Annotated in this window: 35 protein-coding genes; 26 read left to right on the forward strand and 9 right to left on the reverse strand. The window is 59.1% G+C overall.

Annotation, left to right across the window (positions count from 1 at the left end; all coding sequences use genetic code 11):
- Positions 1-4 precede the first annotated feature (4 nt).
- The 8 genes from MCB86_RS08925 to MCB86_RS08960 form a co-directional block, all read right to left on the reverse strand.
- Positions 5-286: a DUF6378 domain-containing protein gene (locus MCB86_RS08925; RefSeq protein WP_239610647.1), complete on the reverse strand. Its 282-nt coding sequence runs from the start codon at positions 284-286 to the stop codon at positions 5-7.
- Positions 283-585 carry a Ref family recombination enhancement nuclease gene (locus tag MCB86_RS08930; RefSeq protein WP_239610648.1) on the reverse strand — a complete coding sequence of 101 codons (303 nt, stop codon included), beginning with the start codon at positions 583-585 and terminating at the stop codon, positions 283-285. Before MCB86_RS08930 ends, MCB86_RS08925 begins: the two co-directional genes overlap by 4 nt.
- Before the next feature lie 241 nt (positions 586-826).
- Positions 827-1,231, reverse strand: a complete 405-nt coding sequence (locus MCB86_RS08935; RefSeq protein ID WP_239610649.1) for a recombination protein NinB — start codon at positions 1,229-1,231, stop codon at positions 827-829.
- Positions 1,224-1,490, reverse strand: coding sequence for a TraR/DksA C4-type zinc finger protein (locus MCB86_RS08940; RefSeq protein ID WP_239610650.1), 267 nt, complete (start codon positions 1,488-1,490; stop codon positions 1,224-1,226). Before MCB86_RS08940 ends, MCB86_RS08935 begins: the two co-directional genes overlap by 8 nt.
- A complete protein-coding gene (locus MCB86_RS08945) occupies positions 1,491-2,747 on the reverse strand; it encodes a DNA cytosine methyltransferase (protein ID WP_239610651.1) in 1,257 nt (418 codons plus the stop codon).
- A gap of 169 nt (positions 2,748-2,916) precedes the next feature.
- The gene (locus tag MCB86_RS08950; RefSeq protein WP_239610652.1) at positions 2,917-3,693 is read right to left on the reverse strand and encodes a hypothetical protein; all 777 of its coding nucleotides are present in this window, start codon (positions 3,691-3,693) and stop codon (positions 2,917-2,919) included.
- Positions 3,680-4,576 carry a helix-turn-helix domain-containing protein gene (locus MCB86_RS08955; protein ID WP_239610653.1) on the reverse strand — a complete coding sequence of 299 codons (897 nt, stop codon included), beginning with the start codon at positions 4,574-4,576 and terminating at the stop codon, positions 3,680-3,682. Before MCB86_RS08955 ends, MCB86_RS08950 begins: the two co-directional genes overlap by 14 nt.
- A 219-nt stretch (positions 4,577-4,795) precedes the next feature.
- Positions 4,796-5,017, reverse strand: coding sequence for a Cro/CI family transcriptional regulator (locus tag MCB86_RS08960; protein WP_345772240.1), 222 nt, complete (start codon positions 5,015-5,017; stop codon positions 4,796-4,798).
- 98 nt (positions 5,018-5,115) lie between these two features.
- On the opposite strand from MCB86_RS08960, the gene MCB86_RS08965 reads away from it, so the two are divergent.
- The 4 genes from MCB86_RS08965 to MCB86_RS08980 all read left to right on the forward strand — a co-directional run bounded on the left by MCB86_RS08965 (position 5,116) and on the right by MCB86_RS08980 (position 7,545).
- Positions 5,116-5,982 carry a S24 family peptidase gene (locus MCB86_RS08965; protein WP_239610654.1) on the forward strand — a complete coding sequence of 289 codons (867 nt, stop codon included), beginning with the start codon at positions 5,116-5,118 and terminating at the stop codon, positions 5,980-5,982.
- 18 nt (positions 5,983-6,000) lie between these two features.
- Positions 6,001-6,249, forward strand: a complete 249-nt coding sequence (locus MCB86_RS08970; RefSeq protein ID WP_239610655.1) for a hypothetical protein — start codon at positions 6,001-6,003, stop codon at positions 6,247-6,249.
- A gap of 248 nt (positions 6,250-6,497) precedes the next feature.
- A complete protein-coding gene (locus tag MCB86_RS08975; protein WP_239610656.1) occupies positions 6,498-6,815 on the forward strand; it encodes a hypothetical protein in 318 nt (105 codons plus the stop codon).
- 520 nt (positions 6,816-7,335) lie between these two features.
- Positions 7,336-7,545: a hypothetical protein gene (locus MCB86_RS08980; RefSeq protein WP_239610657.1), complete on the forward strand. Its 210-nt coding sequence runs from the start codon at positions 7,336-7,338 to the stop codon at positions 7,543-7,545.
- Between the two features lie 28 nt (positions 7,546-7,573).
- Here MCB86_RS08980 and MCB86_RS08985 read toward each other — a convergent pair whose 3' ends face one another.
- Entirely contained in the window at positions 7,574-7,882 is a 309-nt protein-coding gene (locus MCB86_RS08985) for a DUF1654 domain-containing protein (RefSeq protein ID WP_239610658.1), read from the reverse strand.
- Between the two features lie 491 nt (positions 7,883-8,373).
- Between MCB86_RS08985 and MCB86_RS08990 the strand changes: the two genes are divergently transcribed.
- From MCB86_RS08990 to MCB86_RS09095, 22 genes are all read left to right on the forward strand, one after another.
- Positions 8,374-8,730, forward strand: a complete 357-nt coding sequence (locus MCB86_RS08990) for a helix-turn-helix transcriptional regulator (protein ID WP_239610659.1) — start codon at positions 8,374-8,376, stop codon at positions 8,728-8,730.
- Positions 8,731-9,041: 311 nt separating this feature from the next.
- Positions 9,042-9,452: a hypothetical protein gene (locus MCB86_RS08995; RefSeq protein WP_046164117.1), complete on the forward strand. Its 411-nt coding sequence runs from the start codon at positions 9,042-9,044 to the stop codon at positions 9,450-9,452.
- A 295-nt stretch (positions 9,453-9,747) separates the two neighbouring features.
- The gene (locus MCB86_RS09000) at positions 9,748-9,906 is read left to right on the forward strand and encodes a hypothetical protein (protein ID WP_239610660.1); all 159 of its coding nucleotides are present in this window, start codon (positions 9,748-9,750) and stop codon (positions 9,904-9,906) included.
- 90 nt (positions 9,907-9,996) lie between these two features.
- Positions 9,997-10,257 carry a hypothetical protein gene (locus MCB86_RS09005; RefSeq protein WP_239610661.1) on the forward strand — a complete coding sequence of 87 codons (261 nt, stop codon included), beginning with the start codon at positions 9,997-9,999 and terminating at the stop codon, positions 10,255-10,257.
- A gap of 108 nt (positions 10,258-10,365) precedes the next feature.
- Positions 10,366-10,572 carry a hypothetical protein gene (locus MCB86_RS09010; protein ID WP_239610662.1) on the forward strand — a complete coding sequence of 69 codons (207 nt, stop codon included), beginning with the start codon at positions 10,366-10,368 and terminating at the stop codon, positions 10,570-10,572.
- Positions 10,569-10,865, forward strand: a complete 297-nt coding sequence (locus MCB86_RS09015) for a hypothetical protein (RefSeq protein WP_239610663.1) — start codon at positions 10,569-10,571, stop codon at positions 10,863-10,865. The genes MCB86_RS09010 and MCB86_RS09015 overlap by 4 nt, the downstream gene beginning before the upstream one ends.
- Positions 10,862-11,371: a hypothetical protein gene (locus tag MCB86_RS09020; RefSeq protein WP_239610664.1), complete on the forward strand. Its 510-nt coding sequence runs from the start codon at positions 10,862-10,864 to the stop codon at positions 11,369-11,371. Before MCB86_RS09015 ends, MCB86_RS09020 begins: the two co-directional genes overlap by 4 nt.
- A gap of 186 nt (positions 11,372-11,557) precedes the next feature.
- Positions 11,558-12,076 (forward strand): hypothetical protein, encoded by a 519-nt coding sequence (locus MCB86_RS09025; protein WP_239610665.1) that lies wholly within the window; start codon positions 11,558-11,560, stop codon positions 12,074-12,076.
- Positions 12,073-12,225 (forward strand): hypothetical protein, encoded by a 153-nt coding sequence (locus MCB86_RS09030; RefSeq protein ID WP_239610666.1) that lies wholly within the window; start codon positions 12,073-12,075, stop codon positions 12,223-12,225. Before MCB86_RS09025 ends, MCB86_RS09030 begins: the two co-directional genes overlap by 4 nt.
- 3 nt (positions 12,226-12,228) lie before the next feature.
- The gene (locus tag MCB86_RS09035) at positions 12,229-12,951 is read left to right on the forward strand and encodes a Rad52/Rad22 family DNA repair protein (protein WP_239610667.1); all 723 of its coding nucleotides are present in this window, start codon (positions 12,229-12,231) and stop codon (positions 12,949-12,951) included.
- Positions 12,948-13,445: a siphovirus Gp157 family protein gene (locus tag MCB86_RS09040; protein WP_239610668.1), complete on the forward strand. Its 498-nt coding sequence runs from the start codon at positions 12,948-12,950 to the stop codon at positions 13,443-13,445. The genes MCB86_RS09035 and MCB86_RS09040 overlap by 4 nt, the downstream gene beginning before the upstream one ends.
- A gap of 9 nt (positions 13,446-13,454) precedes the next feature.
- The gene (gene ssb / locus MCB86_RS09045) at positions 13,455-13,940 is read left to right on the forward strand and encodes a single-stranded DNA-binding protein (protein ID WP_239610669.1); all 486 of its coding nucleotides are present in this window, start codon (positions 13,455-13,457) and stop codon (positions 13,938-13,940) included.
- Between the two features lie 11 nt (positions 13,941-13,951).
- Positions 13,952-14,227 (forward strand): hypothetical protein, encoded by a 276-nt coding sequence (locus tag MCB86_RS09050; protein WP_239610670.1) that lies wholly within the window; start codon positions 13,952-13,954, stop codon positions 14,225-14,227.
- Positions 14,228-14,271: 44 nt separating this feature from the next.
- The gene (locus MCB86_RS09055; RefSeq protein WP_239610671.1) at positions 14,272-14,634 is read left to right on the forward strand and encodes a hypothetical protein; all 363 of its coding nucleotides are present in this window, start codon (positions 14,272-14,274) and stop codon (positions 14,632-14,634) included.
- Between the two features lie 229 nt (positions 14,635-14,863).
- Positions 14,864-15,052 carry a hypothetical protein gene (locus MCB86_RS09060; protein WP_239610672.1) on the forward strand — a complete coding sequence of 63 codons (189 nt, stop codon included), beginning with the start codon at positions 14,864-14,866 and terminating at the stop codon, positions 15,050-15,052.
- Positions 15,053-15,066: 14 nt separating this feature from the next.
- Positions 15,067-15,660: a hypothetical protein gene (locus tag MCB86_RS09065; protein ID WP_239610673.1), complete on the forward strand. Its 594-nt coding sequence runs from the start codon at positions 15,067-15,069 to the stop codon at positions 15,658-15,660.
- Positions 15,657-16,721, forward strand: a complete 1,065-nt coding sequence (locus MCB86_RS09070) for a hypothetical protein (RefSeq protein ID WP_239610674.1) — start codon at positions 15,657-15,659, stop codon at positions 16,719-16,721. Before MCB86_RS09065 ends, MCB86_RS09070 begins: the two co-directional genes overlap by 4 nt.
- 224 nt (positions 16,722-16,945) lie before the next feature.
- Positions 16,946-17,293 carry a hypothetical protein gene (locus tag MCB86_RS09075; protein WP_239610675.1) on the forward strand — a complete coding sequence of 116 codons (348 nt, stop codon included), beginning with the start codon at positions 16,946-16,948 and terminating at the stop codon, positions 17,291-17,293.
- A 32-nt stretch (positions 17,294-17,325) separates the two neighbouring features.
- Complete coding sequence (locus MCB86_RS09080) at positions 17,326-17,649, forward strand: hypothetical protein (protein ID WP_239610676.1); 324 nt, start codon at positions 17,326-17,328, stop codon at positions 17,647-17,649.
- Positions 17,650-17,658: 9 nt separating this feature from the next.
- Positions 17,659-17,934, forward strand: coding sequence for a hypothetical protein (locus tag MCB86_RS09085; RefSeq protein WP_239610677.1), 276 nt, complete (start codon positions 17,659-17,661; stop codon positions 17,932-17,934).
- Between the two features lie 194 nt (positions 17,935-18,128).
- Complete coding sequence (locus tag MCB86_RS09090; RefSeq protein ID WP_239610678.1) at positions 18,129-19,268, forward strand: site-specific integrase; 1,140 nt, start codon at positions 18,129-18,131, stop codon at positions 19,266-19,268.
- 133 nt (positions 19,269-19,401) lie between these two features.
- Positions 19,402-20,055 carry a TetR/AcrR family transcriptional regulator gene (locus MCB86_RS09095; RefSeq protein ID WP_239610679.1) on the forward strand — a complete coding sequence of 218 codons (654 nt, stop codon included), beginning with the start codon at positions 19,402-19,404 and terminating at the stop codon, positions 20,053-20,055.
- The last annotated feature ends 81 nt before the right edge of the window (positions 20,056-20,136 follow it).

The raw sequence follows: 20,136 nt of genomic DNA on the forward strand, positions 1-20,136 counted from the left end.
ACCTTCATGCGCTTGCCAGCCCGCTCAGTGCCTCAGCCTTCAGCGCGGCATAGGCCACGCAATCCTCGGCGCTGTCAGCGTGGTAGCTCGGGTTCTGCCACTGCCGCACGTCCTTTAGGACCTGCAGCAATAGCCAGCCCTCGGCCTCAGTCAGGTTCCGGCCGGTGATCGCGTTGAACGCCTCAACGGTTCGCCACATGGAGCGCTCCCCGTCCTGGGCGTCGTACTGCTTGCCGCGCTCTTCCATCAGGGCTTGGGCTTTACCAAGAAACTCGTGGGCTTTCATGCCGCCTGCTCCTGTCCGGTGAGCTGTTGCACCAACTGCAACAACTTCTCCTCTGTTCCGAATCGCTCGATGAAGGCCAGCTTTGCCAGGTGGATGCTTGGCACGGCCGGGTGATGGGTGCCGCGATGGTGCGCCGGGCAGAGTGGTATGCCGTCCATGTGGCTTGCGCGCTGACCCTTGCCGCGACCGGCGCGTGGGTGATGGATCTCGGCTGGCGTGCCGGGCGTGCCTTGCAGGTAGCAAGCAATGCAGCCCAGGGCGGCAACGCGGTTGAGGTGCTGCTTCTCGGCCTTGGTCATTGCGGCTCAACCCCATCTCGCATGGCGTGATGCTTGTCTCGCCGAATGATCGCCGTGCATGCCTCGTGACCGTGGAAGCACTCGTCTGGCATTCCTTTTGGGTCGCTGCAGCAGCAGTCAGAGCAGATCCAGCCGCATTCACCTCGCGCTGCTTGATCCGTCCAAATCCGCGTACTGGCATTCATGCTTTCGATGTGCGCCGGAAGATCAGCGAGCGGAACAACGGAAATCTTCACCTGAGTCATGCTGCAATTCCCCAATGATCAGCAGTGGTGAACTTCACGCCCTGCTCTGCTGCGAAGGCTTCCATCACCTCGAACATGTCGTTGAACCACTTCTTGCTCTGCTTGCGGGTGGAGATGCCCAGGACGACGAATCCGCCATTCAGGCCCGGCACGGCGCGCTGCTGCTCGACCGAGGCGCTGAAAATGTGCTTCCAGTCCTCGTCTTTCAGCATCTGGCCGTACCACTCAACCTGGCGGGAGATATCGCGCAACATGGCCCACATGCGGCGGTTCTGCTGGTCGCTGCGAACCTCCTCGCGCATGGTCCAAGTCCAGCCGGCGTCGAGGTCGATCTTCTGCAGGCAGTTGATAGCGCGCTGGCGGTCCATCTCGTTGCGTAGGGGGAAGGCTGGATTAGCCACGGCGGCGCGCCTCCATCTGTGCATGGATCTCTTCGCACGGCACGCAGCGCACGGCGTTCTTCACGGCCTGGCGGCGAGCCGGGAGGATGTCCTCGCCACAATCCAAGCAGTCCGGCCGGCCATCGCCCTGCAGCCTGGCCTGTACCAGCGCCACGCCACCTATACGATCCGCTTCCTCTAGGCCAGTAGCGCGATCTGTTACATCGGGGGCTGTGCGGGCCTGGTGGAAGGCTTCGGTGATTTCCATGAAATCAGACATTTATGCAACCTCCTGCATCTGGGCAGACGCGACCAGGGCGATACGCTCGCCAATCCAGCGCATCACGGGCACGGCCATAGAGTTTCCCAGCGCCTTGTAGCGGGGGCCGTCTGCGGCTTCCTTGTTTCGGTATGGGACGAGGGTGTAGCCGTCAGGGAAGCCCTGAAGGCGCTCGCACTCAGTAGGGGTTAGGCGCCGAACGGCTGAAGTGCTGGCGACCACGTTTGGCCCAAGTGCCGTGTCGCTGTTATCCACCTGCTTGCCATAGTTGCTTGTGATGGTCTGAGCCAGTTCGCGGCATGCGATGTAGTTCTGCTGCTGAGCTCCCGCTTCTGCGGCAAGCGCCCCAACGATCTGCCCGTCGCCATTGATCTGGCGAACCTCGCTACGGCTGTTCTGCGTGAATGCGCATACAGCGTTTTCACCTCCACTGTTACGGCCAAGCGCAAACGCTGTCGTCGTGCTGGTGCAGGGATCTTGCGTGCCATGACAGACAATCAGGCTGTCTGCCGTATCTACGTCGGTTCCTGGCGGACGATCTCCACCTGTGCTGTTTCCTCCAGCGCGCAAAGTAGGGCAGACGGTAGGGACTTCCCTCTTTTCTCGGCGCGGCGGAGTATCCCGGCGCACGCCTTCGCGCTCAAAAAGTACCGATGCGGGATCGAACCCTTCTCTAGCACTTGCCACAACGAACACACGGCGGCGGCGTTGGGCCAGGCCGAAATATTGGGCGTCAAGAACCCTCCACGCGATTGCTCTTTTGGGTCCATACACACAACCAGCGTCCGTCCACCGCTTCCCTGAAGGCTGCAGTTCGCAGTCCTCCCCAGCCAGCGCGCCAAGAAAGCAGCCGAAGGCGTTGCCTCGGTCGGAAAGTACCCCTGGTACGTTTTCCCAGACGGTGATTGCTGACTGCTCTCCCCGGGCAGTCCGAACATGGTCAATTGCATCTGCGAGCCTCACGAATTCGATAGTCAACTTACCGCGTGCGTCCTGTAGGCCCGCTCGCATCCCTGCAACACTAAACGCCTGGCATGGAGTGCCGCCGACAAGTACGTCAGGGGCAGCCACGGTGCCGGTCAGAACTTCCGTAGCGATCTTGGTCATGTCGCCAAGGTTCGGCACTTCCGGGTAGTGGTGAGCCAGTACGGCAGCTGGAAAGGCTTCGATCTCAGCGAGCCATGCGGCGCGGTAACCCAGCGGATGCCAAGCCACGGAAGCGGCCTCGATGCCAGAACAAACTGATCCGAAGTTCATTTCCCCGCCCCCGATGCCTTAACAGTTCCGTTCCAGCAGATTGCTATCCGACGAGCACCCTTGGTCATCTCTACCGATTCGCCTGAGGCGGACTGGTCGATGACGTAACCCTGTGCCTTGTATTCGTTCACCTTGGCCAGCTGGGGGCCGGTGAGGGAGTGAGAGCGGTTCATGGGGTTACCTCCAGCGACTTCAGCGCGGCCAGCTGCTCAGTCCTCCGGCGCTCGAACTCCTCCTGACGCGCCCTGATTGCTGCTTGGCGTTCCCGCTCTTTCGCTGCTTGGCTCTCCTCTACGGACGCCTTGACCAGCTTCAACTTGGCGCGAACGTCCGGGCTCGGCATCGCTACGCGTCCGGTAATAAGGCCAGCAATGGCGGCGCCGTTTTGGGTGACTGGCTCGTGCGTCAACTGAGCGCGGTATTCCTCAACGACCGGAGCAGGCAAGCGACCAAGGCGGCCAGCCTCTTCCACGGCCAGCAGGCGGCGCTGGGTGTCGTAGCCGGGCGACAGCTTCCAGCACACCGGCTTGCCTTCACGGCGGGCGGTGTCGACTTGGCGCTGGTAAGCGGACAGGAAGGACATGCGAGCCCCAACCTTGTCGCCGGCTTCCAGCACTGCGCGGGCGGCACCAAGGGCGAGCTGGATTTCGTCAGTCAGGACAACGCTGTCGAACTCATCGGACGCAGCCAGGGCGAGTGACCAAGCCTCGTTCGGCTCAGGACGGCCATCGGCGGCTTGAACGCGCTGAAGGATCGCGGCCAGTGTCAGCTTGCCGGTCAGTTCGCGGCGGCAGGCACGGAGCGCGGCGGCTATGTCTTCCATCTGGTAATCAGCGAGGTCTTCAGCCATCAGCTCGGCAGCACCGGCGCTGATCGCGTGACCCAGGGTTTCCGCTGTGGCGCAGAGCGCTGCGGCCAGTTCGGCTTGATCTTCACAGGAAAGCATTGCGCTTACCTCCCTTGTCACGAATACGCTGGGCGGCTTCTTGCGCGGCGTTGATATTGGCTTGGGTCTGCTCGAGCTGGCGGGCGGTAGCCGAGTTCATCTGGCGGCCGGTTTGCCATTGGGTGTGGTAGGCCTCGCACTTGGCGAGCAGGTTGTTCAGGCTGTGGCAGTCGTTGATCAGGCGGGCGTCGTTGATCGTGACGTAGTAGGCCGCGACGCTGTGCGCGACCTCAGCTCCAAGACGGTCGATCAGCTGGCTGATCTGGCCGCCAACCTTCGCGTTCCACACCGGCCACGCTGAATAGCGCTTGCGGTAGGCCATCGCGTAGTTGGCCCAGGCCTTGAAGGTTTTGCAGGTCTGGTCTTTAGGGCCGGGCATGTCGGCAGGGATATCAACACGCGGCGCCTCGAATGGAATCACGACCGCCCCGGCAGCGCTTGCCGCAGCCGGTAGGTTTTTCAGGTTATCTTCCAGGTTAAATTCCTGGTTAAAAGATTCCTGGTTTATAGGTCTGTGTGAACCTACCCCCTCAGTTCCCTGTGAACCTACCGTGGGTTCAGGCTGACCCATGGTAGGTTCAGGCTGAACGGGGTAGGTTCCCTGTGAACCTACCCCCTGGTTCATTAGGAGACGGTAGCTGTTCGGGAGTTTCACGCCGTTAGCGGCGCGGTTCTCAGTGACCAGATAACCCTTCTGCTCAAGCGTTTCGATAGCGCGTTTAACGCTCGATACGCTCATGCCGCAATCTTCGGCGATACGCTTGTGCGAAGGGTCACAGCGGCCAGTGTCGTGATTGGTCCGATTGGCCAGCATCAAGAGAACAAACTTCTCGCGAGTGGGCAGCTTTACATCTACTGCCCAGGCCATTGCCTGAAAGCTCATACCCTGGCCCCGCGCTTGATGGTGTTGATAATTTCGGAATTCATGTGTAACTTCCTTCCCGTGATTTGTTGCTGTTGAGAGCCCGCCCTTGCCCGGCGGGCTTTTTGTTGCCTGTCTTTCGGGTACTGGATAAATCCCCACCCTCTCCGCTGCGCTTACCTGTCGTTCGTGGTGGCCCTAAGATGTCAACCATGGAAACCAATGACAGGGATGTCCCGCTTAAGCAGCTGCCGCCTTCCACGGGAACGCCGGGCACAGCAAATCGCGCCGTATCTTTCCGGCTGTCGCTTCTTCGATTTGCAGGGCGCGTTCAGCAGGAACGGGGCGGGAGCCAGAGCACCACTGGCTTACGGTCGGGGGGCTTACTCTCAGGAGGCTTGCCAGCGCGGCCTTACCGCCAACAATCCTGGTGGCTTCTTCCATCGCTTCGGTGGGTGTCATTACAAGTTCTCCAACTGAACTGGAGAACAGAATAAGGCATTAGCTAATCACAAGGCAAGCCATTGCCTAACCAATAGTCGCTGAGGGCATATTAGGCAATGCTTACCGGTCCCGAACTCGGCGCCGCCATCGAGGCCGCGCGCGTAAAAAAGAACATTCCAAAGAACGCCCTCGCCAGGGAGTTCAAGATTTCTGCGCCTTCAGTTAACGGTTGGGTGGCCACTGGACGGATCGACAAGTCGAAGCTGATCGAAGTAATGCGGTATTTTTCTGACGTCGTAGGCCCTGAGCACTGGGGCCTTTCAGGGAGAGATGCCGAGCTGCTTCAGGTATTCGCAGGCCCAGGCACCCAGGGCTCCCAGGGAATCGCAGGTGCTGAGCCCGAAACGGCAGCGGATAGCGTCCTCAAAATGCTGGCTAAGGCAGGAAAGCTGACCCCAGAGGGTCGCCAGCGAATCCTGTCGGCAGTGGCAGAGGTGTCGGAGTCGCCATCCACCGGCAACGTCATCTCCCATGACTTTTCCGGGCTGCGTGCTCGCCCCGAAGAGATCCTGATCCCTCAGTACGACGTTCGCGCGGCGATGGGTCACGGCCAGGTACCGGCCGACTACAACGAGGCCGTCCGCAATCTGGTCATTCGTGAAGATGTCCTGCGCGAGAAAGGCGTCAACTACACCTCTCCCGAAGCGCTGGCCATGATCACTGGCTGGGGACAGAGCATGGAAGGGACGATCAATGACAAGGATCCGGTAATCGTTGATCGAGGGGTGAATGAGTTCATTGGCGAAGGCGTTTACGTGCTGACCTGGCATGGCCTTCTCTACATAAAGCGGATACAGCAGAAGGACGCCGACCATTTCTGGCTGATCTCCGACAACCCGAGCAATAAGGACTTGGAGGCACGGATCGATGACGTAACGATCCATGCCAAAGTCCTGCTGGTCTGGAACGCGCGGAAGCTCTGACCGAACAAAGGAATCACTATGTACATATGGATTTTTCTGGCTAGCTATCTGGCGGCGTTCTTGGTGGGATTCTTTGTCCTATCCCAAAGAGTCAGGGCTGAAGCGAATCATATGATCGAGCGAGGGCTCGATGCCGGCATGATCGACGACTTCTATGCAGCGATGGGGCGGCCAACTCTTGTTGCGGTTGTTCGCATTACCGCCGTCTCAGGAACGTTGCTCGGAGCTGTTGGATCTCTGGTCGCATGGGTATTTCTCGCGCAATAAATCATGCCGTGGGCGCCATGTTGCCGCCGGGAAAGGTTAGGGTTTGATCAGAGTCACAATCGCACTATCCGTGTACCTCTGCTGTATAACCGCCCAGTAGTGCCACTGCGGCACCTGCTATACACTCTGAGTGCAGAATCGCTATACTCCCGCGCCCTTCGAAAATGCCGGAACATTGAGGCTTTCGATGCGGTCATAGCTTCACTGCTACCTAGGCAGAAATAGCGCGCATACGCTGAGGAAAAAAAATGAAACCCGACAATATCTTGCTTCGTTGCTTCGCTGAGCGGAAGGAAGGTTACTGGCAGGCTTTCTGTATTGATTTGAATCTGGCCGTGCAGGGTGATTCTCGCGACGAGGTTACTCGCAAGCTACATGCTCACGTCTACGATTACCTGAAAGACATTTTCGAGGGTGAGGATCGCCCTTTCGCGGCGCAGCTGCTTACGCGCAAGGCACCGATTTCTCTGCGCGCACGCTACTATCTGATTGCTGCGCTATGTCATTTCCACCGCATCAAGGATCGCTGCACTTTCCAGGATGCCATGCCACTTAAGCTGGCATAAGTGGGGCGGCTACATCCACTGACTTGCAAGCAAGTTAAGGACGCGTTGAAGTTTTTGGGTTTTGAGCCAAGAGAGCGCACAGGAACATCCCACGAGAAGTGGGTTAAAACGGAAGGCGGGCAGCGATGGATCGTGACGGTCGACTGTCCTAAATCTCCGTTCGGTCCTGACCTGATAAAATCCATGGCATCCCAAGCTGGGATGAAGACTAGGGTTTTCCACAAGATTGCCGCATCGATGTAACCAAAGCCCCGCACCTAGCGGGGCTTTTTGCTTACGCCATGTCAGCATTTTCCTACACGACCAAGCGAACCTCAGCCATAGATAACCATACCGTCTTAAACCATAGTTCTTTGGCATTAGCGCAGGACGCGCACCGAGCCAGGAAGGCCGAAGGATTGCTGTGAGGAGTGCAGCTTCAGGGCCCGAAAGGAACAAGCAGAAACGTATGCAATAGAGCCCCGCTTCGGCGGGGCTTTTTGTATCTGGTCTACGCTGAACCTCTACCCTGGAGGTTCATATGAAAGATGCCGATGCGCTCCCCGCCCTGCTCTACAAGCTCCACATGAACCAACTCGCCATAGGCGCGGCCGTCGAAGAGCTGGCCATCTGGGTTGGGCAACGAGGCTCGATCGATACTGCTCAAATCGTCAAAAGCCATCTCAAGCAGATCAGCGATAGCTCTGACGACATCGCCGATCTAATCGCGACGCTCATGGCGATCGAGTAGAGCCATACCTGCCGCAAACTTATGCGCGTCAGAACGGAGCGTCTTCCAAAATCGGCGTCACCTCCTCCCCCTCGACGACCTGGTCGTCATCGCTCGACTTCTCCCATTCCAGCGTGACGGTGCCGTCGTCGTTGAAAACCATGTTCAGCCCGTCCGTCTCGGCCAGCATTTCCATCACCGAATCCCATGCCTCCTGCGGATCATCGTCGAGCCGGTGAATCGTCACCCTCCTCCCCAGCTGCGCAATAGGCGAGTTGATCATCGCTGAAACCCGCAACCCCAGCTTTTCTGCTGGGCTCGGCTTCCTTGCCTCCTGCATTCCCTTCTGCTTTGCCATCTTAAAACCTCCCCTTTGTACTGTATGCACATACAGTAGTCAGGGCCGTTTCGATTAGGCAATGCAAAAATTCGTCGAATAAATTAGGCATTAGCTATTTACAAGAATTAGGCATTGGCTTATCTTGAACCCATCGAAGCGAAACACAGCGACGACAGGCCGAGAGGCCTCGGGCTTACCCGGAATGCTCTTTAAACAACTTGGAACCCCTCCGCTGTCCCGACGCAGAAATGCGAGCGACGGAGGCTAAACACGACAGCCCGCGCTGCGACGAGATGCGCAGCCGCTTGAAGGCCTTATGCCGAGAGCGCCGTTACCGATGCCCTAGCGGGCCGCGCCTTGAGACGACTCCGTGCGCGAAATCAGTTGGCGAATATGCCGCCAGCAGTAACGGAAAAGAGACGACCCGGTCGCCACGGTGGCCGGGATGCTCTCCAGGAAGCCTTCGCAGAGGGCTTCGCGGAAAGCAACACCAGACAACGGAGATAACCATGGACACCATTCAAATTGATGGTTGGCAAGGACACCTCGGCCAAGGTTTGGCCCCGCGCCAACTGCTGGCAGTTCTCTGGGCAGCGACAGACAAAACCGCGAAAGAGATCGCCCGCCGCATGGATTGCAGCCACTACACAGTCAAGCAGCAGCTCGACGACGCCCGTTTCAAGTTGGGCGCCCGCACCACCCGAGGCCTATGCCTCGAAGCCATGAAGCGCGGAATCATCAGCCCACTTGTTTTGCTGCTCTGCCTATCTACTGGCATCAGCTCAATAGATCGCCCCGTTCAGCGCCCAGTACGCCCCGTAAAGGTGGCTAGCGTGATGCGGGCGCAGCGGCAGGAGATCGCATGACCCCTGACAAAAAGTTAGGCCTCTGCTGGCTATCGCTGGCCGTGGCAGTCCTTCTGCTCAACCTGAGTTGAGGTATCCCATGTCTCAGAACCTAAAAAACACGCTCGGCTTCATGGTCGGGCTGCTAATCGCTTTCGCTATAGCCGCCGTGATGAACGGTTGGGTGTAGCTCGAACTACTGAGGATTCCTTAGGAGTTCACAGACCCGCCCCATACGCCGTCCAGACGCACCCCGGCAGCAGACGCTGACAAGGGTTAAGCGAGTGGATGAGGTGGAGTTGGTGGCTTAACAACGAACGGAGGTAATCAGGATGAGCAATCCAGTTTGGCCGGATCACTTCCGGTACATCGACGAGATCGGCCCTGAAGGGGTTTCGATCATCTGCAAGCGGTACGTAGTCATTCGCGAAACCGAACACTGCTACTGGCTGGTAGTTCCCAGCTACGCCTATGTCGCCAAGGCTCGCCTTGAGCGTGGCGGCATTCCAAAGTATGCCAAGCGCGTGCTGAAGGAATCAGGCCGGCGCTTTGCGTACCCAGAAAAAGCCAAGGCGCTTGAGTCCTACAAGTCGCGGAAGCGCTGGCAGCTACGACACGCAGAGCTAGCCACCGAAAGGGCGCGCGCGGCACTGGACGAGATCAAGGATCTGTCAGCAATAGAAGATCTGCGCATCTGCGCTGGCGGCGACTACATCAAGAATTTGGGCTGGGAAGCGGCCTAACCCATGCCGACCCTCCCCGAGCTGTACCTAATGGCAGCCGTTCTATTAGCCACCCTGGTTTATGACTGGCGCCGGGAACGTAAATAACCCCGCCCCATGGGCACCCATCAGCACATAGGAGGATGAGATGAGCGAAGGATTTACGCCGGGGCCTTGGGAGGTTGTAGGCGCGCACGTCTACACGAAGCTGGGGGCCCTTAACCGAGCTGGATCGCGCGCACATCAGACTGACGGCTGGAACGTTGCCAGCATCAATCCATGGGCATGCACGAACGCAGCCGGAGAGGATGAAGACATGCCCGTGACTGAGTCCATGGCTAACGCACAGCTGATAGCGGCTGCGCCTGACCTGCTGGAGGCGCTTATAGAGCTCCGCGACTGGTACGCAGAGCACACCGGGATGCCGGCCGCTCGCGCAAACGCAGCCATCGCCAAGGCCCGCGGCACAGCATGACCCCCTATCACGGCTTACTCCTCCTCACCGCTATCTGGATCGTATGGATTGTCAGGGAGTGGTGGGGGAGGAATTGGAAGGAGAAGGATGATGGAAGCGAAAGAGGTTGAGACAGGCGGGCCGGCGTTTCCTACCGGCAAGCAACACCTGGAGCGGCTTGCTGGAACCCGATACGCGCATCGGGTCGTATCAGACGGATCAGGCATGACCCTTCGCGATTACTTCGCAGCGAAGGCGATGCAGTCAATGGTGAACAGCGGCACCTATGAAGTTGGCGGCTGGGATCAGCGAGACATAGCCATCCAGAGCTACCAAATGGCCGACGCAATGTTGGCTCAGCGCACCAAGTAACACCCCTCCTACACCCCAGCACTCACCGCAAAGCCTCCCCTTGTAACCACTGGTCCTGCGATACAGGACGGGGGCTTTGCAGTGGGTGCCATTCCGCGAGGATTCAACATGAGCGAGCTAATCGAGGCACTGGAGCCGTTCGCCCTTGAGGCGGCGCTGTGGCACGGCAAGGTCAAGGATGACCGCGAAATCATCACCGTGAGCAGCCACGAGGATTTCGACTGCCAGCAAGAGCGATACATCACGGTCGGCGACCTTCGCCGGCTGGCCCGCATTCACGCAGAGCTGGTGAGCCAGCAACGGAGCGCAGCATGAACCAAGACATCCAGAACGCCCTGCTGGGCCTGTTCAGCGTGTGCCTCGAAGTTAACGGCGCCGGACGCCTCAACGCCCACATGAGCTATTCGCCGCACGTCAACTGCGTGGCTGTCTACGTCCTCCCGGCTGACACCGAATACCAGCTGGCCGACCGCGACTACAGGCTGAACGAGGACGTGTACATCTGCCGCAACTTGGGCGGCACACCACAGCAGATCGTGGCGAACCTCAACGCCCTGGCGGGAAAGGTTCGTGAGTTTCTGCTACCAGCGCACGAGGAGGCGGCATGATCAAGGAAGTGAAGCGGTACGCGCCGTGGGACTCGGAAAACGGAATGGTCGAGCACCAGTTTGGCAACTGGGTTGACGCGGATGACTACGAAGCCCTTCTCGCTGAGCGGGATCAACTCAGAAGCACACTGATTGAAACCAGGCGGCTATTCGTAAGAGACACGGACGAGCTGATCGCTGAGCGGGATGCGCTCCGGGATGAAAATGCAAACCTCCAAACTCGGCTCACCGGCATGACATTTGACCGAAACTGCAGAATGGAGGAGCGGGATGCGCTGAAGAAGGTGCTGGATCGTCAGGTTCCGCTGCATGACGCGATCCAGCGTGCGGCTGGCGATCTGCCGGAAGGGTGGGAAATCCGGCTATGCGTTGAGCATCACGCTGGCTGGGTTGAGCTGATCGGCCCAGACGGTTCAGAAGACTTCGCCACCAACGATGAGCGCCTTGATTACACCGTTATCGACGCGCTTGAACACGCCCTGCAAGGAGCGCAGCCATGCACATAGCCAAGGCAGCAGCCGGCTGGGTTTTCTTCGCCTTCACAGCAGCGTGTATCGGATCAATTGCCCATGTCGGCCTGTTGGGGGGTGTGTGATGGATGTGCTCAAGACAATCGGCGGCGGTGTGCTGGCTCTGGCCGGCATCGCCTTGTGGTTCATGGCTAGCGGACTTGCAGGGAGGGTGACGGGAATATGAACAATATCGATTGGAACGAAGCTCCCGAGTGGGCAACTGGTCACGGCCTCATGAATGGCGGCTTTGGCATAGAGCAGGTGTGGTTCAACGCCGAGCAGTACCAGTACCAGCATATGCGTTGTCGCGGGGGTTACGGCCCTTATCCATTTGGCGACGGAAACGCGGCCATTGGGGAAATCCATTTCCAGCAACACAGACCGGCGCCATGGTCAGGCGAAGGCCTTCCGCCAGTTGGGACGGTGTGCGAGGCATGGCACAACGGATCAGCCCAAGGAGTTGTTGAGGTGCGTTACGCCGGGGATTGCATGGTTCTCTGGAATGTAAAGCTGAAGCACGAGCAGTGCTCGGTTGCTGAGAACTACTCGTTCCGCCCCATCCGCACGCCCGAGCAGATCGCGGCGGAAGAGCGGGAGAAGGCCGTCGACGCCATCCAAGACGATCTGTCGCTGTCTCCTGAGTGCCGCTACATCGCTAAGCGAGTTTATGAAGCCGGCTACCGCAAGGTGACCCCATGAACCGCGCCCTCCCCATCCCACACGACGACACCCCATCAGGCCACAGCTATGCGGCTGCGTTGTGGACCATCTGGATATTCGGCCTAACCGGTGTGTTCCTCTTCGGCCTGGCGTTCGAAGCCGCGCTGAATCACTTTTTCGGAGTTTGAACAATGAGCAACCAGAACATGAGCATCTGGAGCCAGGTCGAGAAGACCGCTCCGGAGGCCACCAAGTCAGCGAAGGTCGACGGCCAGAACATCACCAGTATCAGCGGCCAGCACATGATCAAACGCGCCACGGAGATCTTCGGACCCGTCGGCATCGGCTGGGGATGGAGCGTAATCGAAGAGCGCTTCGACGAAGGGCCGGAGGTGCTGAACGACAAAGGGCTCTCGCTTGGCCGGATCCAGAGCCACACGGTGCGTATAAAACTTTGGTTCATGCAGGATGACAAGCGCGGCGAGATCGAGCAGTACGGCTGCACCAAGGCCGTCTACAAGTCGAGCTACGGAATGTCGGTCGACGCGGAGGCACCGAAGAAGTCGCTCACCGATGCCATCAAGAAGGGATTGGCGATGCTTGGCTTCAGCGCGGACATTTTCCTCGGTCTCTACGACGATCAGGACTATGTGGCAGAGCGCAAGGCGGAAGCAGCACTGGAGCAGGCGGAGAACAAGGAGGACGAGGCCGAGCGGCAGCGCCTGGAGCGTCTCGACTGGCTCAAGGCGGCGCTCGAAACCATGGCCGGCGCCGTCACCATGAATGAGCTGAACAAGCTGCACGCCACCTACGTGCGCAGCGCCAGCCGCCGCAATGAAGAGAAGTTCGTCAAGCGCCTAGCGATGGCCTTTGAGGAGCGCAAAGCCCAGTTTGAGCAGAAGGAGGCCGCATGACCGCCCTTTACGAAATCACCGGCCAGTTCAAGGAGCTGGCCCTGCTGCAGGAGACGGCAGACGAGGACGTAGCCGTTGCCATCCGCGACACGCTGCAAGGCATTGAAGCGGAGTTCAACGACAAGGCGCTGGCCGTCTCGCACGTCATCCTCAACTTCGACGCCGACGTTGCCGCGCTGGATAAGGAAATCGACCGACTGCAGGAGCGCAAGCGCCTCGTCACAAACCGTCAGCGCGAGATCAAGGAATACCTGCGCGAGAACATGGAAGCGGCCGGCCTGACGAAGATCAGCTGCCCGCTATTCACCATCACCCTCGCCAAAGGCCGGGAATCGGTTGTGGTGGATGACGAGAACTCAATCCCTGACGAGCTGATGAAGGTCAAGACCGATATCTCGCCAGACAAAACTGCCATCTCCGCCAAGCTCAAGGCTGGCGAGGAAGTGCCCGGTGCGCGCCTGGAGCGCGGCCAATCATCCATCCGCATCAAGTAAGGAGCCAGAATGGCAAATCTCAACGAATGGCGCGGCATCGGCCGGCTTGGAAACGACATTGAAGTTCGCTTCATGCCCAACGGTAACGCCGTCGCCAACTTCAATATCGCGGTCGATGACAGCTACAAGGACAAGCAGACCAACCAGAAGGTCGAGCAAACCGAGTGGGTGCGCTGCGTGGCTTTCGGCAAGACAGCCGAGTTCCTGGGCGAGTGGCTGCACAAGGGCAAGCGCATTCTGGTCTGCGGCAAGATGAAGACCCGGAAGTTTGAGAAGGATGGTGTCGAGCGGTACGTGACAGAGATTCATGTCGGCCAGGGAACCGAGATCATCGATTGGCCGGAGAAGGATGCCCAGCGGCAGCCACGCCCGCAGCAGAACCAGCCCCGCCCACAGAGCCAGCCGCAGCAGCAGCCAGCGCCGGACTACGACAGCTTCGACGACGACATCCCCTTTGCCGACCCCTATCGCGGCGACCGCTCCCTTCTGATCTGACGGAGACGAACATGCAAATCAACATGACCAAGCAAGTCCCGGTCGACGTGAAAGAGTTTCGTATCCATCTCAAAGTTCGTGACAGCTTCGGCGGCGACCTTGTGGACGCGCAAGGCGACACGGTGAAGTGTTACGAAGGCTACGTGCCTGACTTCTTCCCGGGCGAGCACTACGGCGACTATCTGATCCTGAACATCGATATCGAAACGGGCCATATCCTCAATTGCAAGAAGCCCCGCCCTGATGACCTGCAACAGTTCATCAGCCAAGCCGCCGACGACGACTGACCCACCCGGGCGCCCCTCGGCGCCCTCCTCCCCGGACAATAACCATGAACCTCGATGACACCATTCGAGCGATGGCCGCACTCGGCCAGAGCAAAGGCCAGGTGCGCGAAGCCCTGGGCATTCCACGCAACAAGTTCACCGAAATCGCAAAGATGCTTCCGGATATCCACTGGCAACAGACGCCGGAAGAACGGGCCGCACGGATCGCGGGAGCGAAGAAGGGAATCGCCACCCGGCGCGCCAAGCATCTCCGCACAGTAAACGGCGTTACCGGATCGATCGAAGAACTTTGCGAGCGCTTCGGCCAATGCAGCGCAGGCCACGCGCGACGACGCATCCGGCAGGGCATGTCGCCAGCTGAGGCCATCACCACGCCGGCGCCCGGACGATGGAAGAAGGCCGCATGACCGAACACGAAAAAATGTGCTCGTGCTGCAAGGAATGGTGGCCGGCAGATACCGAGTTCTTCTTCAGGAACATGAGGACGAAAGACGGCCTCGGCTACAGCTGCAAGGCCTGCTTCTTCGAGTCGCCCACCTACCGATCGCGCAAAGATCGTACGGCTACGGGCCCCATGTACTCCCCCTGGGAACGCCTATTCAGACAAGACGAGGCCAGAGCCTCATGAGGTGATCCATGTTCACCGAATCAGCAACAGTCAAGCGAATCAACCGGCAGTGCGTCATCTGGCTGCACAAGCCGACCAATACCCGATACGTGAAGGTAGTTAGCAATGGCGCCGAGACGCTGATGCAGGGCGTCAGCGGACACCGGTACGTGACTGAGGACGAACTAAACAACGCCGAAATTTGGACTACAGCGTAGGCCGGGAGGTTGTCATGGAACCGATCGAAGAAATCGTGCACATCCCGGCCGACGCCTGGGCAATGTGTTTTGTTGCTGCCCACCCCGAGCAGTCTGCGGAACTGGAAATGCTGACCCAGGACTACCTGGCGCACGGCGGAGAGATCCACGAAGTGCCAGCCGGTGTGCGGACTAAGCCCGACAGCAAGGCCGAGCGTCTGCTCGGCGTCATCCCAACTACCCAGTTCAGCCGAGGCGAACACCTCGAACACATGGCGCCGGCCGAGCGGCGGAAGTCAAAGCGTGACGCGAAGCTGGTCGAGCAGATAGCCCAGCTTCTCCCGGTACCGAACCGGGCCGCGATATCCAAAGCCCTCGGCATCAGCGACGACCTTACGAGACGGCTGCTCATGGAGCACTTCGGCGAGGAAGCGCGCGGCCTTCTCGAATCACGGTTCGACGACGGCCCAGCTCTCGCCCGCGTCCGCCAGGCTATCGCAGGCGGCGCAGTCGGCTACCTGACCATCTGCGAGCGCGCCTGCGTCCACTACGCGACATTGAAACGACTCGAATCCAAATACAGGCTGAAAATCACCAAGGCCACGCGCCGAACGGAGATGCAATCATGACGACGGAATTTGACGAACTACAGCTCGAGCGCGAGCGGCACCGCGAGACGTGGACGCAGCTTGAGCAGGTGACGGGGTTGCTGTGGGATGTGGTTTATGTTTTCGAGGGGAATCATCCAGCCCCAGGGCTAGTGATCGCTCGCGTTCGCAACACGCTATCCCAGCAGGCCGAGCCAGATGAGTGCTTCTGCCATACCGGTAACGCATCGCTGATGCACCCTTGCCCGGTTCACCCTGTCGAGGTCGAAATGGAAGTTACACAGGCCGAGCCAGCCCCGGCGCAGGATGAGCGGGAGGCGAGCTATGCGGAAGTCGGTCGGGCACTGGAGCAGGCAATCACCCTATTTGTTCCTGGCTGGTCCCCGGCTGAGTGCCCGTCTGAAATCGTGGCGCATTTATGCAACGAACTGGATGAAGCACGCCCCGCGCAGACCGAGCAGCAGACTCCCGCTCAGGCCAATACCGTGGCTAAATTCTGGAACGCGCTGTGTTTGGCGCGCCAGTGCTGTACCCCCGACACGCTGGGAAAAGGCCTCCTAGAGGCAGGTGCGCCGGAAGATATTGCTACGGAAATCACTGATGCGTTCCGCTTCACGCCGCACCGGGACATTACTAGGTTCTATGAGGATTACGCTTACTCCACAGGAAATACCCAGTGGCAGAGCTACCTCGCGGCGTTTCTTGATGGCTTTATCGGCGCACATGATCCGGCCCCCATCGCGCAGACCGCCCCGCAGCGGGAGCAGAGCGGGCTGGTGGAGGCAATAAAGCGCGCACATCAGCAGTTCAAATACATCAGCGAGGGTGGCAGTTTTTATCTTTCTACTGCTGCGGAAGGTATGCGCCAAACCCATTACGCCCTGCTCGCCACACCCAGCCCCGCCAAACGAGGTGATGCATGGCTGCGAAGGAGGCGTGATATGCAGGGAGAAAAGGAGGTTGACGGTTACTGGTGCGTTGTGTGCAGTCGTTTCATTCATGCCGACGAGCACGGCGTGATCGTCCACGATGCTACGCCGCACCCTCCTATGGATTTTGACGAAGAGAAAAGACCGCAATGAGCACGCCACCAAGGATTCGCGGCCTTGTAGATAAGCTTGAGTGGGCGGTAAGGATGCAAATCTATGCAAAGCCAGCCGATAAGAGAGCCCGAAAAAATGACGTGCTTCAGGCAAAGATGGATTTGCTAAGAGCTTTTGCCGTTATTGCTGATAAGCCAACCACCCCCTAACCCACACACCACATCACAGCCTGCCGGCGAGAGTCGGGCGGGATAGGAGAAGTCATGTTCGCTGAATCTGATGTGACAGAGATCATGCGCAAAGCCAACGAGGCAGAAACCGCGTATCGCTTGGAGCAATCACGTAAGCACGACGAAGCCCTGGCCTACGCAGCTAGTCTAGTCAGCCCACGCAAGCTGCAGCACATCAAGGAATACATAGCTGAGTCAGAGGTAACAAGCGACTTCGAAATCACGGACAGCCACGACGGACACAAGGAAGACTGCTCGGGTTACGCGTTCCGCTACGTCTATTTGGTCCAGCGAACCGGCCATCTAGGTGATGACCATGACGGCGAAATCTGGATACCGCTGCCGAAAGGGAAGTTCTTGAAATTCCACTTCGCTATGTAAACGCCTAGCCCCACACACGGGAGGAGATAGACATGAGCTTAGACGTTTCGCTTTTTGACGACGAAGACCGATGCCTGTACGACGCCAATATCACGCACAACCTGAACACAATGGCTGGCGAGGCCGGCATCTATGAGCACCTTTGGCGCCCGGATGAGATCGGCGTGGCTAAGGCAAGCCAGCTGATCGAGCCTCTGCGCGCCGGGCTGGCTCAGCTAGTCGAGAGGCCGACCCACTTTGAACAGTTCAACTCGCCGAACGGCTGGGGGCTTTACGTCCACTTCGTACCGTTCGTGGCGCGCTACCTGGAAGCCTGCATTGCCAACCCTGACGCCAACGTGCGGGCCTGCCGATAGGAGATAGACATGCAGCACACAGACAAGGCGATAGCAGAGTTCGAGGCGTGGTGGGACAGGCAGCCTCACCGCGAGCAGTTCGAGGACGTGAAGGATCAGATGCGGAATGTGTGGCTGGCGTCGCGGAGGGAGCTGGTGATTGAGCTGCCGCCTCCTTACCCGATGCCCGATGAGCCTGAACATGCATTCGACGATAGCTGGATGGACGCCTACCACGCGGCAACCGGGATGCGTCATGTTTGCCGCGCCGCCATCGAAGCAGCCGGCGTAACGGTGAGGGGGTGAGGGATGGGCGCACGAGAGAAACCAGAGCCGATTGAAGGCCAGCAGGTCGACAAGGTGTACGAGAGGAAGTTGGCCGAACTGATCGGCACGACGCCGAAGGCCTTGGAGCGGAAGCGTCAGCGCGGAGTGTTGCCGCCTGGCGTATGGGAGAAGATTGACGGCTGTATCATGTACAGCGTGGAGAGGTACAACGAATGGGCAGAAAGTCAGTGGGGCTCCCCCAGGGCGTCGAGATCGCTGGGAGCTCCGTCCGCATCCGCTTCACATGGAAGAAAGAGCGACGTTGCGAAACGCTCCCCTATCCTCAAACGCCCAAGGGATTTGCAGCAGCAGCCGGTTTACGAGCTCAGGTAACACAGCTGATCAAGCTCGGTATGCTCACGGACGACAAGTATGCCGAGCTCTTCCCCTCCTCCCGCTACACCCTGGCACGCATCACGCCTACCTTCGGCCACTTCGCACAGCTCTGGCTGGACAGCCGGCAGATCGTGTTCAACACCCGCCGCAACTACCTGCGAGTCCTCAACAAATACTGGATGCCTCACTGGGCAACGAAGCGGCTGGACGAGATCCTGCCGGTTGACGTGCGCGTGCTGATGACCAAGATCGAATGGAACTCAGCGACCGATCGGAACGCCGCGGTACAGGCAGCGAAGGCCATCTTCGAGGCGGCGACCAAAGATGGCGTGATTGCCGAGAACCCCATGCGGTCAGTCGAGAAGGCCAGGGAGGCCGAGCGCGACATCGATCCATTCACCCCGGCTGAGCGTGACGCCATCCTGGCCGACCTGTACGGGCGCCTGACGGGCATTCGCAGGAGTTACGCATCCTTCTTCAAGCTGGCGTTCTACACCGGACTGCGTACAGGCGAGCAGCTTTCGTTGCGCTGGTCTGACGTTGATCTGGAGAACAGGACAATTCGGATTCGGGCCACGCTTGAGAAGGGCAAGGCGCGGGACAACACGAAGACCAAGCGCATTCGCAAGGTGCTATTGGTGGACCAGGCCATTGAGGCACTGGAAGAGATGGCCGAGCTCACCCGCGACTGGAATGAGTTCGTGTTTGCACCCACCAGCGGCGCGAAGGGAAACATCAGCAACGTGGTCAGCACGGCCTATCATCTGAAGCAGTCGATGAAGCGGCTGGGCATTCGTCCACGTCGGCAGTACGATACGCGGCACACCTACGCGACGGTCTGCCTGTCGGCTGGTATCGCTCCGGCCTTCATCGCGCAGCAGCTCGGCAACAGCATCGAAACGCTGCTCAAGCACTACGCAAAGTGGATCTCCTCGAGCGCAGACTGGGCCGAACTGGATAAGCTGAAAAACAGCTAAACGGTACGGAATTGGTACAGAGACGAAGCGGCGAACCGTCAAAGCCGCACGGCACTAGACGCACAGCCCTTCGTTTTGACTTGCCGGTATAGTAAAAATACCGAACTCACCAGTCTAGTATTAAAAAGCCGATATGACAGAAAACCCATCCGTACCCTCTGGCCCGGGCCGCCCGAAGGATCTCGCCAAACGCGAAGCCATCCTCGCCGCCGCTCAGGTGCTGTTTCTCAGTAACGGCTACGAAGGCAGCAGCATGGACGCTATCGCCGCAGAAGCGGGCGTCTCCAAGCTCACCCTGTACAGCCACTTCAAGGACAAGGAGGCGTTGTTCGGCGAAGCGGTGAAGACCACCTGCGAGACGCGCTTGCCGCGCAAGCTGTTCATGCTCGAGGAAGATTGCTCGATCAGGCAGGTGCTGCTGGATATCGGTCGTGCCTTCCATGAGTTGGTCAACAGCCCTGAATCCATTGGCCTGCACCGTCTCATGGTCGCCATGGCGCCGCAGAATTCCGCTCTGTCACGGATGTTCTTCGATGCCGGGCCGCAGCGCTTGCTGTGGGATCTGGAGCAGCTACTGACCCAGGCCAACCAGCGCGGCATGTTGAACACGGACGACCCCATGCGCGCCGCCGAGCACTTCTGCTCGTTGATCAAGGGCGCCGCGCATTTCCGTCTGCTGATTGGCTACGCGGAGCTGCCCGATACCGCCGAAGCGGATAAGCACGTACGGGACTGCGTTGCCTTGTTCATGCGAGCTTATGGGGTGGCAGATACCCCGGAAGGCTGAGTCAAATCGGCTCGTTCGAGGAAACCAGAGCGCCGAAAGCCCCTTGGGTATGCGTGAGCGTCAGGGTGACTCATCTCGGCG

Source organism: Pseudomonas sp. KSR10, assembly GCF_022355455.1.
Taxonomy (GTDB): domain Bacteria; phylum Pseudomonadota; class Gammaproteobacteria; order Pseudomonadales; family Pseudomonadaceae; genus Stutzerimonas; species Stutzerimonas stutzeri_E.